This window comes from Mycobacterium sp. (assembly GCF_052143115.1).
In the GTDB taxonomy this organism is placed as follows: domain Bacteria; phylum Actinomycetota; class Actinomycetes; order Mycobacteriales; family Mycobacteriaceae; genus Mycobacterium.
The window spans coordinates 1-14,870 of record NZ_JBKQTQ010000094.1 but is presented as its reverse complement, the minus strand read 5'-3'; the positions used below and the strand labels follow the sequence as shown (position 1 = coordinate 14,870).

General features: G+C 65.0%; 11 protein-coding genes, 2 pseudogenes and 1 riboswitch. Of the genes and pseudogenes, 7 read left to right on the top strand and 6 right to left on the bottom strand.

The window, feature by feature from the left end; translation table 11 throughout:
• Positions 1-9 precede the first annotated feature (9 nt).
• Positions 10-315, top strand: a complete 306-nt coding sequence (locus ACLQI9_RS10365) for a DUF2469 domain-containing protein (RefSeq protein ID WP_442383862.1) — start codon at positions 10-12, stop codon at positions 313-315.
• Between the two features lie 10 nt (positions 316-325).
• On the opposite strand, the gene ACLQI9_RS10360 is transcribed toward ACLQI9_RS10365, so the two are convergent.
• On the bottom strand, positions 326-1,093 hold the full coding sequence (locus tag ACLQI9_RS10360; protein WP_442383864.1) for a GAF and ANTAR domain-containing protein: 768 nt from the start codon (positions 1,091-1,093) through the stop codon (positions 326-328).
• Between the two features lie 138 nt (positions 1,094-1,231).
• On the opposite strand from ACLQI9_RS10360, the pseudogene ACLQI9_RS10355 reads away from it, so the two are divergent.
• Positions 1,232-3,244: pseudogene (locus ACLQI9_RS10355) on the top strand (APC family permease).
• 263 nt (positions 3,245-3,507) lie between these two features.
• A pseudogene (locus ACLQI9_RS10350) lies at positions 3,508-5,436 on the top strand (APC family permease); the annotation flags it as partial.
• Positions 5,437-5,587: 151 nt separating this feature from the next.
• Here ACLQI9_RS10350 and ACLQI9_RS10345 read toward each other — a convergent pair.
• Complete coding sequence (locus tag ACLQI9_RS10345; RefSeq protein ID WP_442391639.1) at positions 5,588-5,878, bottom strand: hypothetical protein; 291 nt, start codon at positions 5,876-5,878, stop codon at positions 5,588-5,590.
• Positions 5,847-7,160 carry a Na+/H+ antiporter gene (locus tag ACLQI9_RS10340; protein ID WP_442382417.1) on the bottom strand — a complete coding sequence of 438 codons (1,314 nt, stop codon included), beginning with the start codon at positions 7,158-7,160 and terminating at the stop codon, positions 5,847-5,849. Before ACLQI9_RS10340 ends, ACLQI9_RS10345 begins: the two co-directional genes overlap by 32 nt.
• A gap of 160 nt (positions 7,161-7,320) precedes the next feature.
• On the opposite strand from ACLQI9_RS10340, the gene ACLQI9_RS10335 reads away from it, so the two are divergent.
• Complete coding sequence (locus ACLQI9_RS10335; protein WP_442382418.1) at positions 7,321-8,586, top strand: MFS transporter; 1,266 nt, start codon at positions 7,321-7,323, stop codon at positions 8,584-8,586.
• A 59-nt stretch (positions 8,587-8,645) separates the two neighbouring features.
• On the opposite strand, the gene ACLQI9_RS10330 is transcribed toward ACLQI9_RS10335, so the two are convergent.
• The 3 genes from ACLQI9_RS10330 to ACLQI9_RS10320 form a co-directional block, all read right to left on the bottom strand.
• Positions 8,646-10,004: a PPE family protein gene (locus tag ACLQI9_RS10330; protein ID WP_442382419.1), complete on the bottom strand. Its 1,359-nt coding sequence runs from the start codon at positions 10,002-10,004 to the stop codon at positions 8,646-8,648.
• 14 nt (positions 10,005-10,018) lie between these two features.
• Positions 10,019-10,318, bottom strand: a complete 300-nt coding sequence (locus ACLQI9_RS10325) for a PE family protein (RefSeq protein ID WP_442382420.1) — start codon at positions 10,316-10,318, stop codon at positions 10,019-10,021.
• A gap of 169 nt (positions 10,319-10,487) precedes the next feature.
• A riboswitch (Fluoride riboswitch) is annotated at positions 10,488-10,549 on the bottom strand.
• A gap of 65 nt (positions 10,550-10,614) precedes the next feature.
• Positions 10,615-11,184: a histidine phosphatase family protein gene (locus ACLQI9_RS10320; RefSeq protein WP_442382421.1), complete on the bottom strand. Its 570-nt coding sequence runs from the start codon at positions 11,182-11,184 to the stop codon at positions 10,615-10,617.
• Between the two features lie 521 nt (positions 11,185-11,705).
• Here ACLQI9_RS10320 and ACLQI9_RS10315 point away from each other — a divergent pair.
• The 3 genes from ACLQI9_RS10315 (at position 11,706) to ACLQI9_RS10305 (ending at position 14,843) form a co-directional block, all read left to right on the top strand.
• Positions 11,706-12,773, top strand: coding sequence for a DUF190 domain-containing protein (locus ACLQI9_RS10315; protein WP_442382422.1), 1,068 nt, complete (start codon positions 11,706-11,708; stop codon positions 12,771-12,773).
• Positions 12,774-12,963: 190 nt separating this feature from the next.
• Positions 12,964-13,332: a YraN family protein gene (locus ACLQI9_RS10310; protein ID WP_442382425.1), complete on the top strand. Its 369-nt coding sequence runs from the start codon at positions 12,964-12,966 to the stop codon at positions 13,330-13,332.
• Positions 13,332-14,843, top strand: coding sequence for a YifB family Mg chelatase-like AAA ATPase (locus ACLQI9_RS10305; RefSeq protein ID WP_442382423.1), 1,512 nt, complete (start codon positions 13,332-13,334; stop codon positions 14,841-14,843). The genes ACLQI9_RS10310 and ACLQI9_RS10305 overlap by 1 nt, the downstream gene beginning before the upstream one ends.
• The last annotated feature ends 27 nt before the right edge of the window (positions 14,844-14,870 follow it).

Sequence of the window (14,870 nt, the reverse complement as noted above, 5' to 3'; positions counted from 1 at the left end):
GCTGAGCAGATGAGTGCCGAAGATCTCGAAAAGTACGAAACCGAGATGGAGCTCTCGCTGTACCGCGAATACAAGGACATCGTGGGCCAGTTCAGCTACGTGGTGGAAACCGAGCGTCGGTTCTACTTGGCAAACGGTGTGGAGATGTTGCCACGCAACGCGGACGGCGAGGTGTACTTCGAGCTGCGGCTTTCTGACGCATGGGTGTGGGATATGTATCGCCCGGCCCGGTTCGTCAAGCACGTGCGGGTGGTCACCTTCAAAGACGTCAACATCGAAGAGGTCGAGAAACCCGAGTTACGGCTGCCCGAATAGGCGGCCAGCGCTAGTGCTCGCTCGACGACCGGTCGTCGCCGAATATCGGATTGCCCCGGTGCTCGATGACTGTCCGCGCCACATCGGCGAGCTTGATGTTCAGATCCTGGGAATATCGCCGCAGCACGTCGAAGGCCTCGTGCTCGTCCACGCCGTTCAGCATCATCAGCATGCCCACGGCCTTCCCGATTTCCCGGTTGCTCATCAGGCCGCGCCGCAAGGTGGCGACGTCCTCACCCTGAGCGACGGCGTTGATGGCCACGCTGGCGAACGATGCCAGCAGGATGGCCTGGCCCGCGGACTCGGTGTCAAAGACGTTGGGCTTGTCGCTGAAGAGATTGAGCGCGCCGGTTTTGCGCTTATCGACCAGGATGCGAAAACCCATCGCCCCGCGCACGGGCGTCTCGGCGACCAGGCGGGCGGCCAGCTGAGGCCATTGGTTCGGCGTCGTGAGATCTGTTTCGATCTGCGGTGTCTCTTCTTCGATGGCGTCGACGCACGGTCCGTCCCCGGCCGTCCGCTCCAGGTCGTCGACTCGCTGGGCGACGCGGTCGCTGGCCCCGACGGTGACATAGCGACCGTCGCGGCGCACCAGCAAGCTGGCGTGATCGCACCCCGTGACGACCAGCGTCGCCGCGACGCAGATGGCCGCATAGACCTGGCTCGGCTCCGAGCCCTGGTAGATGATCTCGGCCAGCGCGGCAAAAACCGTGTTGGGGTCCGCTGCAGCGGGTGATCCACCGGAGCCGTTGTTCCCCTCGTCTGCCACATCATCCATCATTTCAGGCCGCTTCCGCCCTGGCCAATGTATTGGCGTTTCAGGGTCCCCGCGCCAGTCCAAGGGGGTGTCTGGGGGGGTGTCAAGATCCCGTAAGGAAGACGGCGGCCAGCCCCAAGAGCGGTTAGGAATAGTCGCGTGACGGGTTTGGCCGACGAGCAGGGCATCGCGCCGTCTTATCTCGACGGGTGGAAGCGGCTCTTCCTCGGGAAGCCAATGATCACCGACGACCTTCAGCATGAGAAGTTGTCGAACGGCGTTGCGCTCGGAGCGCTTTCACCGGATGCGATCTCTTCGACTGCTTACGGTCCCGAGCAGATCATGGTCGGTTGCTGCCGGCTGCTGGGATGGCCGCGTTTGTGCTGTTGCTTCCGCTGATCGGCGTGATCCTGGTGATTCTCGTGCTGGTGACGGCGTCGTATCGGCAGGTCGTCATGGCCTACACCCGGGCCGGGGGTTCGTACATCGTGGCCAGGGAGAATTTCGGGCCGCGGATAGCGCAGATCGCGGCCGCAGCGCTATTGATCGACTATGTGGTCACCGTGGCGATCCAGTGTGCGGCCGGCACCGTGGCGGTGGCGTCGACGATACCGGTGCTGGGCCCCTACAGCCTGGAAATCTCGGTCGGTGCGGTGCTCATTTTCTGTTATTTCAACCTGCGTGGATTGCGGGAGGCGGGCCGGACATTCGCGGTGCCAACGTACTGGTTTATCGGCATGCTCACGCTGATGATCGTGGTCGGCCTTGCTCGTGAAATCTTCTGGAATCTGCCGCAATACGATCCGCAGCACCTTGACGGCGCGGTGCCGATCCACCAGGGCAACGGCCTAGTGATGGGCGCGACGATCTTGGTGATACTGCGGGCTTTCGCCAACGGCGGCTCGTCGCTGACCGGGGTCGAGGCGATCTCCAACACGGTCAACCTGTTTCGTAAGCCGGAAGGCCCTAACGCGCGCCGGGTGCTGACCATGATGGCTACGGTTCTTGGGCTGTTGCTGGCCGGTGTGGCCTGGCTCGGCTACGCCACTCATTCCGTTCCGTTTTCTGCGGGATATCCGTCGATGCTCTCCGAGATCGGCCGCGCGGTCTTCGGCCACGGAATGATCGGCAACGTCTTTTTCTTTCTGTTACAGGCGGCGAGCGCGGCCATCTTGTACAACGGTGCCAATACCAGCTTCAACGGTTTTCCGGCGCTGACTCACTTTGTTGCCGAGGACCGGTTTTTGCCGCGGCCGCTGATGAAGCGCGGTCACCGGTTGGTGTTCTCCAATGCCATCGTCCTGCTGACCGTGCTCGCGGTGGCGCTGTTAGTCGCGACGGGGGGCTCGGTCAACGCGCTGGTGCCGATGTTCGCGATGGGCGTGTTCACCGCTTTCTCGATGGCCGACTACGGGATGACCAAACACCATCTGACGCATCGTGGGCCCGGCTGGCGCTACAAGCTGGTGATCAACCTGTCGGCGGGCATCTTGTCGACGAGTGTGGTGGCGATCTTCGCGATCGCGAAGTTCACCGAAGGCGCCTGGCTGGTCGTGGTGGTCTTTCCGATTCTGGTGTTGGTGTTGATGCGGCTCAACCGGCAGTATCGCGCCGAGGCCTCGGTATTGGATGTCACTCACCGAGCCTCCCGAGTTGGCCAAGCATGACCGGCATCGGGTGTTTGTCTTTGTGGACAGCGTCGACCTCGCGGTGATCGAGGCGATGCGGTACGCGCAGGGGCTGCACGCCGATGAGCTGGTTGCGGTTCACTTCGTGTTAGACGCGGCTCATGCCGCGCGGTTGCAGCAGCGCTGGCAGCACTTCGAGCACGTCACCCAACTGCGGATGGTCGGGTGTCTGGATCGCAACCTGAGCCGAGCCGCGCAAGACCTGGTTTCGCAGGTCAAGCGGGACCATCCGGACACCACCGTGACGGTGCTGTTGCCGCGTCGAACGTATTCGGCGTTGCTGGGCCGGCTGCTGCATGACCGCACCGCCGACAAGATTGCCGGGGTGGTCAGCCGGATTCCGGGTGCGAGCGCGCAGATCGTGGCCTACGACATCGCGTCTCGGATCGCACAAGCCCAAGCCGCCCGGGCAGGCGACTCTAACGATCCTGATCGAGCGCTGGAGTCCACCGAAAAGGTGCAGGCGCCCATGCCGGTCATCTGAATACCGCGGCCCGCGGTTAGCGGCCGGGGCCGGCAAATCCGAATCCGGCTCGAGCCGGTCGGCGGGCGCGGTATTTGGCGGCTGCATAGTAGTGGGAGTTCGTCAACTCAGGGCGGGGCATCGGTGAGAGATACCTGGCAAAACCCCCAACGTTGGCTGGGAATCGGTGGGCCGTCCGTGCTGGACTGCCGCAAACTCGCGGAGCGGCTAATGTACCGATCGTGGGCTCTGGGCACGTTCTACGGCGGGAAGAGAAATTGGTCGTGGCAGATTTGGCTGACGAACAGAAGATCCCGTGGACTTTTTACGACGGGTGGAAACGGTTCTTTCTTGGGAAGCCGCTGATCAGCGAGCATCTGGAACACGAGAGTTTGTCGAATACCGTTGCACTCGGGGCGCTTTCGCCGGATGCGATCTCATCGACGGTTTACGGTCCCGAGCAGATTATGGTCGAGTTGCTGCCGGCGGCGGGGATGGCTGCGTACATGCTGGTCCTTCCGATCGCCGGTGTGATCTTGGTGATCTTGGCGTTGGTTACCGCGTCATATCGGCAGGTTGTCATGGCTTACACCCAACGAGGCGGATCCTACGTGGTGGCGCGAGCCAATTTCGGGCCGCGCATCGCGCAGATCTCGGCGGCCGCGCTGTTGATCGATTATGTGGTGACCGTGGCGGTGCAGTGCGCGTCGGGCACGTTTGCGGTGGTGTCCGCGGTACCGGCACTGGGCCCCTACCACTTGGAAATCACCGTAGGCGCGTTGTTGCTCATGTCTTACGCCAACCTGCGCGGAATGCGGGAGGCGGGCCGGATATTCGCCGTGCCGGTCTACGCTTTCATCGTCATGCTCACGGTGATGATCGTGACCGGTGTGGTTCGCAAAATCTTCTGGAGTTTACCGCAATACGATCCGGCGCACATTGCCGGTGCGGTGCCGGTCCATCAGGGCAACGGGCTGATTATGGGCGCCACCGTTCTTATATTGCTGCGCGCATTCGCCAACGGCGGCACGTCGCTGACCGGAGTCGAGGCGATCACCGACGCGGTCAATGTATTTCGTCAGCCGCAAGGCCCCAACGCGCGTAAGGTCCTCACCCGAATGGCCTGTGTCCTCGGGTTCTTGTTGGTTGGTGTCATCTACCTGGTGCATGCCACCCACGCCACTCCGTTTGTCGCCGAATATCCGTCGATGCTGTCCGAGGTTGGCCGGGCGGTTTTCGGCAACGGGGTGATCGGGAACATCACGTACTTGCTGCTGCAGACGGCCAGCGCGGCGATCTTGTTCTTCGGTGCGAATACCAGTTTCAACGGTTTTCCCGCGCTGACGAGTTTCATTGCCGAGGACAGCTTTCTGCCGCGGCCGATGATGAAACGTGGTCATCGTTTGGTGTTTTCCAACGCCATCATCGTGCTGACTGCACTGGCGGTGACACTGGTGATCGTGACCGGCGGCTCGGTCGACGCGGTGGTGCCGCTGTTTGCGATGGGCGTATTCACCGGTTTCTCGATGGCCGGCTATGGCATGACCAAACACTGGCTGACCCATCGTGGGCCCGGTTGGCGACGCAAGCTGGTGATCAACCTGTCGGCGGGGATCTTGTCGACGATCGTGGTGGGCATCTTCGCGGTGGCCAAGTTCACCGAGGGAGCCTGGCTGGTCGTCGTTGTCATGCCGGTGCTGGTGTTCTCCTTGATGCGGCTCAACCGGCAGTACCGCGCCGAGGCGGCGGTGTTGGAGATGTCTCGCAACGAGCCTCCCGACTTCGCCAAGCATGCGCAGCACCGGGTATTCGTGTTCGTGGATAGTGTCGACCTCGCCGAGGTCGAGGCGATGCGCTACGGCGAGGGGCTGCACGCCGACGCGCTGACCCCAGTGCACTTCGTGATCGACGCAACTCATGCCGCGCGGTTACTGCAGCGCTGGGAGCACTACGGGCACGTCACGCCGCTGCGGATGGTGGCGTGCCCGGATCGCCACGTGGGTCGGGCCGCACAAGAGCTGGTCCTCCAGGAGATAAACGACCATCCGGGCACCAAGGTGACGGTGTTGCTGCCGCGTCGAACATATGCGCCGCTGGTGGGCCGGCTGCTGCATGACCGCACCGCCGACAGGATGGCTGGGGCCATCAGCAGAGTCCCGGGTGCGACCGCGCAAATCCTGGCTTACGACGTGGGATCTCGGATCGCACAGGCGGCGGACGCGGCCCGCTCAGGAGGAAGCGACGGGTGACCAGTGCGGTCGACGTGCCTGGCCTGCCGTCGGCAGCTCGAGAGATGGCCCGCCGAAGGCGATTACCCAGCGGCCCACTGCGACCCCAGCCGCGGTGGGGCTGATCGAGCGATGCTCACGAACCGCTGAGCCTTGCCTCCTCGAGGTCGAGGTCTCGTTCGATGGTGCGCAACAATGTCGCGTTGATGTGGCCGTCGCGCCTCAACGCCAGCACGACTGACCGCTCGACGCGCAGTAACTCCAGCCGCAACGTCCGATAGCGTTCCATCTCCTGGGCCTCGTCGGACTCCTGATCGTTCGGGGGACTGATTTGCAGTCGTCGCACCCGAGCCTCGTAGAGGGTACGTGCAGATTTGATGGCATCGTCGGCGCCGTCAGCGCCGGTGTGGTCGTCGAGCCATTCCAACGCGGCGCGTGCCGCCTTCAGGCGGGCTTTGTTCTCTTCGGTTGCGAAATCCTCGGCCTTTAGCCCGAGTCGGGCGCAGCAGCCAAGGCAGGCTTGTGCCCTGGATGAGCAGACTTGCCACAATCACCGCGGCCGCCACCATGATCACCAGGTCGCGGTCGGGAAAGGGGGAGCCGTTGGCGAGCCGTAGCGGGATCGCCAGCGCGGCTGCCAACGACAAACCGCCGCGCATGCCGGCCCACGCCACGACTACGCGTTCCCGCCACACGGGCCCGCCGCTGGTGCGGCCGAACAGCTTCGCGGTGGCGGGTCCGAAGAGCATCCAGACCAGTCGCAGGACGACCACCGTCACAATCACGGCTGACATCACGGCCACGACATGCAGTGCGGGCATACCCGGTACCCAGTGCACCGAGCGCACAAGTTCCATGCCGACCAGGGTGAACAGCACTGCGTTCAGCAGGAACACCAAAACATCGAGAAATGCAAAGGCCTGCAGTCGCGCGCCGGGCGCGTAGATGGCGCTGAGGTGCGAGCCCACATAGACACCGGCGGCAACGGTGGCTAGAACCCCGGACAGATGGACGGCCTCTGCCAGCGCATAGGTGACGAACGGCGTCGCCAGCGAGATGGTGATCTCCAACAACGGTTGGTCCATGCGTCGCCGGACTGCCACGACTAGCCAACCGATGGCGAGGCCGAGCACCGCACCGCCCGCGGGAGCCGCAAGGAGCGTCACCACGAGCGGGCCGGGCCGCACCGCCCCGGACACCGCGGCGCCCACGGCGCCGGCATAGAGCACCAACGCGGTGCCGTCGTTGGTGAGGCCCTCGCCCTCGACGATTGTGGCGAGCCGCTCAGGCACGTCCAGCCGCTTGAAGACGGAGGTGGCCGCCACCGCATCGGTCGGCGCCACAACCGCTCCGGCTGTCACGGCCACCGCTAGTGGCACGCCGGCGAGACCAAGCAATACCCCGGCGACCGCGGCTGTGGTGACCACCACCAGTCCCACCGCCAGCAGCCCGATCGGCCGGGCATTGGCGCGAAGATCTTCTGGCGCAATGAAATTCGCCGCGTAATACAGCAAAGGCGGCAAAAACACGTAGAACACGACCTCCGGCGACAGCTGTGGAACGCTGACCCACGGCAACCAGCTCAACAGTGCACCGACAGCTACCAGCAAAACTGGGTACGGTACGCCGACCCGCTCAGCCACCCACACCGCCGCCACGGCCGCTAGCGGTCCGCACAGCAGCAGGACCAAGTAGCCCGCCGGATTCACAACCGCACCTCCCAGTGCCACGGCCGGCTATCGATGAACTGCTCGCTGTTGCGGTGATTGGCTAGCTCAGCGTAATGGCGTGGTGAACTGTGTGATCGGGGGTCGATCAGATCGCGGCGCTCATCCAGGGCTGACAGATGACCATGATGGAGGAACGGGTATGACCGCCGCTGACGACACGAGTGGTGAGGGGGTGGTCGAGGCGCCGAACGCCGGTTGGCTTACATCCGGTGTCGGTGCGGTCGCAGCGGCGAGTTTCTTCTCTGATTCTGGTCATGAGGTGACGACGTCGGTGCTGCCGGCCTTCCTCACCGGCACGCTGGGAGCCTCGGCGGCAGCATTGGGCGTGATCGACGGGATCAGTGACGCGCTGATCGGTGTAATGAAGCTCATCGGCGGGCCGTTGGCGAACGACCCGCACCGGCGGGCACGGACCGCTTCTGCTGGTTATCTGGGAACTGCGGTGGCGACCGGAGCGATCGGTGCGGCGGTAACCATATGGCAGGTCGGTGCGCTGCGTGCGATCGCCTGGTTGTCCCGCGGTTTACGGTCTCCGGCCCGCGATGCGTTGCTGGCTTCTCTTTGCCCAACATCGGCGCAGGGCAGGGCGTTCGGGCTCGAAAGGGCGGGTGACAACCTTGGCGCGGTCGCGGGTCCATTGCTGGCGGCCGGCTTGGTGACCTGGGTCGGTGTCCGCCCTGCGCTCTATCTGGCAGCGGTTCCGGGTTTGTTCGCCGCAATCGCGATCATCGTTGCCGCGCGCGAGTCCCGGCGTAGCGTGCAGACCCGTCGGGAGTCCTCGCCGCGTCGGCTCGAGTTGCGCGCGTTGCGCGATGCCGGGATGCTCCGCGCGCTGGTGCCGGTGCTGCTCTTCGAGTTCGGCAACCTCGCAACGACTCTGCTGATCTTGCGCGCGACCCAGCTGCTCACGTCTCAGGACCGATCGGTTACCACGGCGACCTCGCTCGCGATCCTGATCTATGCCGGGCATAACGTGATTGCGACGTTCGCGGCCTTATTAGCCGGACGGTGGTACGACCGGGCGGGCCCGCGGGTGGTGTTCGCGACCGGCGCGGCCGTATATGTCATCGGTTACGGCGTCTTCTCCGCCGGTGTGCATAGCGTGATCGCGGTCGTACTGGCTTTCGCGGCAGCCGGGGCAGGGATCGGACTTGCAGAACCCACGGAATCAGCGGTGGTGGCGCAACTGCTTCCGGACAGGCTGCGCGGCAGCGGGTTCGGAGTGCTGGGAGCGGTGCAGGCGGCAGGTGACGTGGTGGCGACAGTCGTCGCTGGGCTACTTTACGCGCTGATTTCGCCGGCCGTGGCGTTCGGCTACGCGGCTGCCTGGATGCTCGCGGCGGCTATTGCTTCGGGGACGCTACGCCGGTCAGCGACTGGACAACCGCGGGGCCGTTTCTCGTGATCGTCCGATTGGCGTCTGGTTGCCGCGGGAATCCGTGGAGCTGACGAGTAGCCGGTGCATCACCAGCGGAAGCGTTGTTTCTGCTCGGTGACCTCGTCGGCGGTCATCAGACCGGAGTCGGCCAGCTTGGCGAGCAGCGATTGCGCCCTCGCGGCGAGCTCGCGCAACTCGGCAGCGATCTCCGCCACCGGCTCGCCCTGCGGCCGCTGCGATGGCTTCGGATTGCCCCGGGGTGTCATTCTGCTGCGCTGATCGCCGCGTCCCACGGAAGCGGTGCTGCCGACAGCGCCCCCGGCCGCACCGGCGAGGCCCATGTTGCTGAACAGATTGCCGGAACTACCCGCGGCGATCTCCGGGGCGGCCGCGGCGCCGGTGATCGGCAGCGTAAAGGCGGCCGGGCGAATCTCGGGTGCCGCCACCGTCCAAGCCGACGGCACCGACAGTCTGCCGACCGTGTTTCCCTGGCCCAAGCCGGCGGATACGGATGCCGTCGCCGCGTTCGATGGTGCACCGACGCTGCCCTGGCCGCCCCAGAACCATTCCGGCAGCTTGGCGGCGCCCGGCCCATAGCCCGTGTAGGGCCCCCTGCCCTGAGCGAAGTCACGGTCGGCATTGATCTCAAAGCCGCGGAAGTTGGTCCCGACCCCCGTGAACGCTGCCGCGATGCCTGTCGCCGTGGAGCCGACAGAAGTCGTGCCTATTGGGATTTCCACGAGCGTCAGGGCGACCGAGATCGGGCTCAGCAGATCAGACAGGGCGCTCGCCGATGGCGGATCCGCCGCCGCGGACGACGCCAGCCCCTGCAGCGTTTGGGGGATCGCATTGATCACCCGCGAGCCGCTCGACATTGACGACTGCGCCACCGCGACAGCCTGGCTGCCCGCCCCAGCCGGATTGGTGGTCGGTGGTGGCGAGGTGAAGGGCGTCAACGTCGATGCCGCCGCCGACGAGCCGGCGTAGCCGTACATCGCGGCGGTGTCCTGGGCCCACATCTCGGCATAGTCGGTTTCGGTTGCCGCGATCGCAGCGGTGTTCTGCCCGAAGATGTTGGTTGCGATCAACGTCATCAAAAGCGTGCGGTTGGCAGTGATGACCGCCGGCGGCACCGTCATTGCGAAGGCCGCCTCGTAGGCCGCTGCGGCAGCTTTGGCCTGTGTGGCGGTTTGTTCAGCTTGCGCGGCGGCCGTGGTCATCCACTCCACGTAGGGCGCGGCCGCTGCCGCCATCGAGGCTGACGAGGGACCCAGCCACGACCCGCCGCTCAGCTCGGAAATCACCGACTCGTAGGAAGCAGACGTGGATTGCAGCTCGGCGGCCAGCCCATCCCAAGCGGTAGCCGCCGCCACCATCGGCCCCGAGCCGGGGCCGGCATACATTCTGCCGGAGTTGACCTCCGGCGGTAACATCGCGAAATCCATTGCCGTATCCCGTCTTAACCGGTCGCCATCGCGTTAGCGGCTTCGGTGACCGCATATGACGTCGCACTCGTTCCGAGCGTGCTGACGAATAACTGGTGAATCGCCTCTGCCTGGGCGCTGGTCGCCTGATACATCTGCGCGTGAACGGCGAATTGCGCGGCCGTCAGCGCCGACACTTCGTCGGCGGCGGCAGGTAACACCCCGGTGGTCGGCGCCGCGGCGGCGGCATTCTGCGCGCTCATCGTCGTGCCGATCCCGGCCAAGTTGGCGGCCGCGGCGGTCAGCGCCTCTGGTTGTGTCGTGACGAATGACATCGGTATTCCTCTCGATAGGTGTCAAATACGGTTGAACATGGCGTGTGGATACCATGCGTCATAACGTGAATACGTTGAACACGCCGCCGGATAGTCCCGATGGCGAACGGGGAATTCGAGGTTGAGCAGAACCTGACTCATTGGCCCCCGTCCTCTGCACCCAACTCACTCACGGGCAGAAGCCATAAGCCGGTGCGGCGGTTAAAGGCGAGCCTCATCGCCTGAACGCGATGCTAACGGCGGGTTAACTCCAGATGCAATGCACTGCGGATATTTGCGGCAAATACCGGAAGCGGTTAGTCGGACACCAGGTTGTAGGCGTCCACTCGCCACACACCGTCGACCCGGCTGAGCTGATTCCAGCACGCGGTCCGCTGAGGGGCCTCGCCGAGCGCGGGGTCGAGCTGTCCGAGCAGTGCGCGGTTGAACGCATCGTGAGACACCATGACAAGCGGTCCCGGGCCATAGTCGGCCGCCAGTTCGAAGAACGCTTGGCGGGCGCGGGCGGCCAAGGCGGTGAGCGGCTCGACGCCGGGAGCGAGATCGACACTGCCGTATTCGCGTTCGACCTCGTCACGTAAGTGGCCCGTCATCGGCCCATAATCGCGATCGTTGAGTCGGACGTCGACCGTAACCGGCGCACCGCTGGCCGCACCGATTGCCTGCGCGGTGGCGACGGCTCTTTGCAGCGGGCTGCAGATCACCGCGGTCGGATGTTTGGACGCGAGCGCCGCCGCGAGTCGTGTGGCCTCGGCGATCCCGACCTCGTCCAACGGCGGGTCGCTGAGCCCTCGCAGTCGCCCCTGCGCGTTGAGTGCGGTCTGCCCGTGACGGGCCAGGAAGACGCGATCGGCAACAGCGATCATTGCCGGGCAGTTTCGAACTCAGGAACGACCGCAACCGAACGATTACTGCGGCGCAACAAGTTTCGCGTATATCTAACGATCAAGACCACATTGATCTCCTCTGGTGCGTTCGCACCCGGGCGCAGGTTCGCCGCCTGACCGCTAAGCCTAGGGGACGAATCCGCGGCGCTCGGCGCGTAGGGCGATTGACCGACTACCTCGCCGCTGAGTAATCTGGCGGCAAGACAGGCGGTGGGGCTCGCCACCTGCGGTCGACGGAAGAGCCGGCGACTGCCAACGGTCCCTGGGAACTAGATCGAGACTGACGAAGTCGCGTGCGGTCCGCGCGGCGCCTCAGGCGATGGAAACCCGGGAGCAGAGTATGACTAAATCACCCCGAGATCACGTCGAATCATGGAGTCGACGGGGAAATTACCGCAGGCAGTGGCCGCGTGTTGGCTGCTGGCCCTGCCAGCGGTGGCGTTGCCCGCAGAAGGCTGATGTGCGTCGAAAACTGTTGTGCCGCAATGGAGGGAGCAGGCGTGGACGAAGTTTGCCTCAAGCTCAGCGCGTACTTCGGTGAGCGTCAACGCGTGGACGGTCGCTTCGTAGCCGAGAGCATGCTGAGCCTTTATGAACAGCGGCGCGTCGCGACCAGCATCGTGCTGCGCGGGATCGCTGGCTTCGGCTCGCGGCATCACTTTAGAAGCGACCAATCCCTGAGCTTGTCGGAAGAACCCCCTGTTGCGGTGATCGCGGTGGACACCGGCCCTGTCATCGAGGGATTGCTCGAATCGGTACTTGGGGTCGACAAGTGCGGCCTGATAAGCCTGGAGCGCGCCCGGTTGCTGCGCGACGACATCCACAGCATCGAACTCTCCGACGACTATCACGAGGCAACCAAGCTGACGATCTACGTCGGCCGCAAAGAGCGCGTTTACGGTATGCCCGCCTACGTAGCGGTCTGCGATCTGCTCTATCGGCGGCAGCTCGCGGGCGCATCGGTGTTCATGGGCGTCGACGGCACGATCCGAGGCCATCGTGAACGAGCGCGTTTCTTCGACCGAAACACCGATGTACCGATGATGATAATCGCCGTCGGCAGCGGTCAGCGAATCGGCCGAGTGCTACCGGAGCTTGGTGCGCTATTGAAGCGCCCACTGGTTACGGTCGAACGGGTCCGGGTCTGCAAGCGCGACGGCGAACTCTTGGAGCGGCCGCACGCACTGCCAGGAACTGACGAGCACGGCTTGGCGCTGTGGCAGAAGCTGATGGTCTACTCCTCGGAATCCGCACGCTGCGACGGGATGCCGATCCACCGTGCGCTGATCCAACGGCTGCGGCAGCAGAAATCCTCGCGCGGGGCGACGGTGTTGCGTGGAATCTGGGGCTTCCACGGCGATCACGCGCCGCACGGTGACAAGCTGTTGTCGTTGAGTCGCCACGTGCCGGTCGTGACGATCATTATCGACAGCCCGAACAACATCGCCGCGTCCTTCGACATCGTCGACGAGATGACCCGCGAACAAGGTTTGGTGACAAGCGAAATGGTGCCCGCGCTGGCCGCCGACGGCGACGGCCGGCCCGGTATGGCTCGTTACCAGTACTAAGCCCAACGCAATAAGAAGAAATGACTAGCCACCGCGTGGGCTCCGGAGCTCGGGCGTCGGCGACGCGACGAGTCGCGGGCACGGACGCGTGCTGTGGACTGTCGCGCAACTGGGGATAACCGGTCACCAAACTCGCATCGTCGGCGGCGCGCCGCATATCCGCGTCGGTGTCCTGCCGCAGGGTGGCCGCATGACGATGTTGACGCGGGCCGAAATCGGAGCGCTCGGTGAGCAGTTGGCCACCGACCACCTGACCGGCCTTGGGCTGCGGATCCTGACCCGCAACTGGCGCTGCCGATTCGGCGAGCTGGATGTGATCGCCGTCGACCCGACGACAAACACGGTGGTGTTCATTGAGGTCAAGACCCGCACCGGCGATGGTTTCGGCGGTCTGGCCGAAGCGGTGACCGAGCGGAAGGCGCGCCGGCTGCGTCGGCTGGCTGCGATGTGGCTGGCCACTCAAGACCAACGTTGGGCGGCGGTCCGCATCGATGTGATCGGCGTGCGGATTGGTCGACGTCGCACGCCGGAAATCAGCCATCTGCAGGGAGTCGGCTGATGGCGCTGGGGCGTGCGTTTTCGGTCGCGGTGCTGGGGCTAGACGGCGAGATTGTGGAGATCGAAGCCGATATCACCTCGGGCCTGCCGGGTGTGCATCTGGTAGGCCTGCCCGACGCTGCGTTGCAGGAGTCACGAGACCGGGTCCGTGCAGCGATCACCAACTGCAACAACCGCTGGCCCATGTCTCGCCTCACCCTGGCACTTTCACCGGCGACGCTGCCGAAGGTGGGCTCGGTATATGACCTCGCCCTAGCGGCAGCGGTGTTGTCGGCGCAGCGGAAGACGCCGTGGCGACAGCTGGAGGCGGTCGTGGTGCTGGGCGAGTTGGCTCTCGACGGACGAGTTCGGCCGGTGCGCGGAGTGCTGCCGGCCGTGCTCGCGGCCAAGGGTGAGGGCTGGAAGACCGCGGTAGTTCCGGTGGAGAACCTGCCCGAAGCCAGCCTGGTCGACGGCATCGAAGTCTGGGGTGTGCGCACCCTGGCGCAACTACAGGCCTGGCTCAGCGGATCGGCGCAGCTGGATGAACGGACCAGCAAGGCGGTTCCGGCGCCTGAGCCGTCGGCGGATCTGGCCGATGTGATGGGTCAGACCCAGGCCCGCTTCGCCGTCGAGGTGGCCGCTGCCGGGGCTCATCACCTGATGCTCACCGGCCCGCCGGGTGTGGGTAAAACAATGCTGGCACAACGTCTTCCAGGACTTCTTCCGTCGCTGTCGGACAGCGAGTCGTTAGAGGTCACCGCAATTCACTCAGTCGCCGGCCTGCTGTCGGATGCCACACCGCTGATTACCCGGCCGCCATTCGTCGCGCCGCACCACAGTTCCAGCGTCGCGGCGCTGGTTGGGGGTGGTTCGGGAATGGCGCGGCCGGGGGCCATCAGCCGGGCCCACCGCGGGGTGTTGTTCCTCGACGAATGCGCCGAGATCAATGTCAGCGCATTGGAGGCACTGCGAACGCCGTTGGAAGACGGCGAGATTCGCCTTGCCCGCCGCGACGGGGTGGCGTGCTATCCCGCCCGCTTTCAACTGGTTCTGGCCGCCAACCCATGTCCCTGCGCCCCGGCGGATCCGCGGGACTGCATTTGTGCGGCGGCGGCCAAACGACGTTACCTCGGTCGACTGTCCGGGCCGCTGATGGACCGCGTCGACTTACGAGTCGAGATGCATCCGGTGCGCATGCGCGCCTTCGTGGCCACGGAGGCCGAGTCGACGGCCCAGGTCTGCAGCAGGGTGGCATCGGCCCGTGAGGCGGCGACGCAGCGCTGGCGCCCACACGGATTTCGCACCAATGCCGAGGTCAGCGGAACGCTGCTGCGGCGTCGATTCCGGCCGGCCGATGCGGCGATGCAGCCGCTGCGGACCGCGGTGGAGCGCGGGATGCTAAGCATCCGCGGCGTCGACCGCACACTTCGGGTCGCCTGGACATTGGCTGATTTGGCCGGCCGCACATCGCCCGGACGCGACGAGGTGGCCGTCGCGCTGAGCTTCCGCCAACCCGGAGCCTCCCGATGACCGACCTGACGCTGCGCGCATGGGCCT

Coding starts and splice junctions, on each gene's coding strand:
- ACLQI9_RS10365 (WP_442383862.1), top strand. CDS start 10: ATGAGTGCCGAAGATCTCGAAAAGTACGAAACCGAGATGGAGCTCTCG.
- ACLQI9_RS10360 (WP_442383864.1), bottom strand. CDS start 1,093: ATGGATGATGTGGCAGACGAGGGGAACAACGGCTCCGGTGGATCACCC.
- ACLQI9_RS10335 (WP_442382418.1), top strand. CDS start 7,321: ATGACCGCCGCTGACGACACGAGTGGTGAGGGGGTGGTCGAGGCGCCG.
- ACLQI9_RS10330 (WP_442382419.1), bottom strand. CDS start 10,004: ATGGATTTCGCGATGTTACCGCCGGAGGTCAACTCCGGCAGAATGTAT.
- ACLQI9_RS10325 (WP_442382420.1), bottom strand. CDS start 10,318: ATGTCATTCGTCACGACACAACCAGAGGCGCTGACCGCCGCGGCCGCC.
- ACLQI9_RS10320 (WP_442382421.1), bottom strand. CDS start 11,184: ATGATCGCTGTTGCCGATCGCGTCTTCCTGGCCCGTCACGGGCAGACC.
- ACLQI9_RS10310 (WP_442382425.1), top strand. CDS start 12,964: ATGACGATGTTGACGCGGGCCGAAATCGGAGCGCTCGGTGAGCAGTTG.
- ACLQI9_RS10305 (WP_442382423.1), top strand. CDS start 13,332: ATGGCGCTGGGGCGTGCGTTTTCGGTCGCGGTGCTGGGGCTAGACGGC.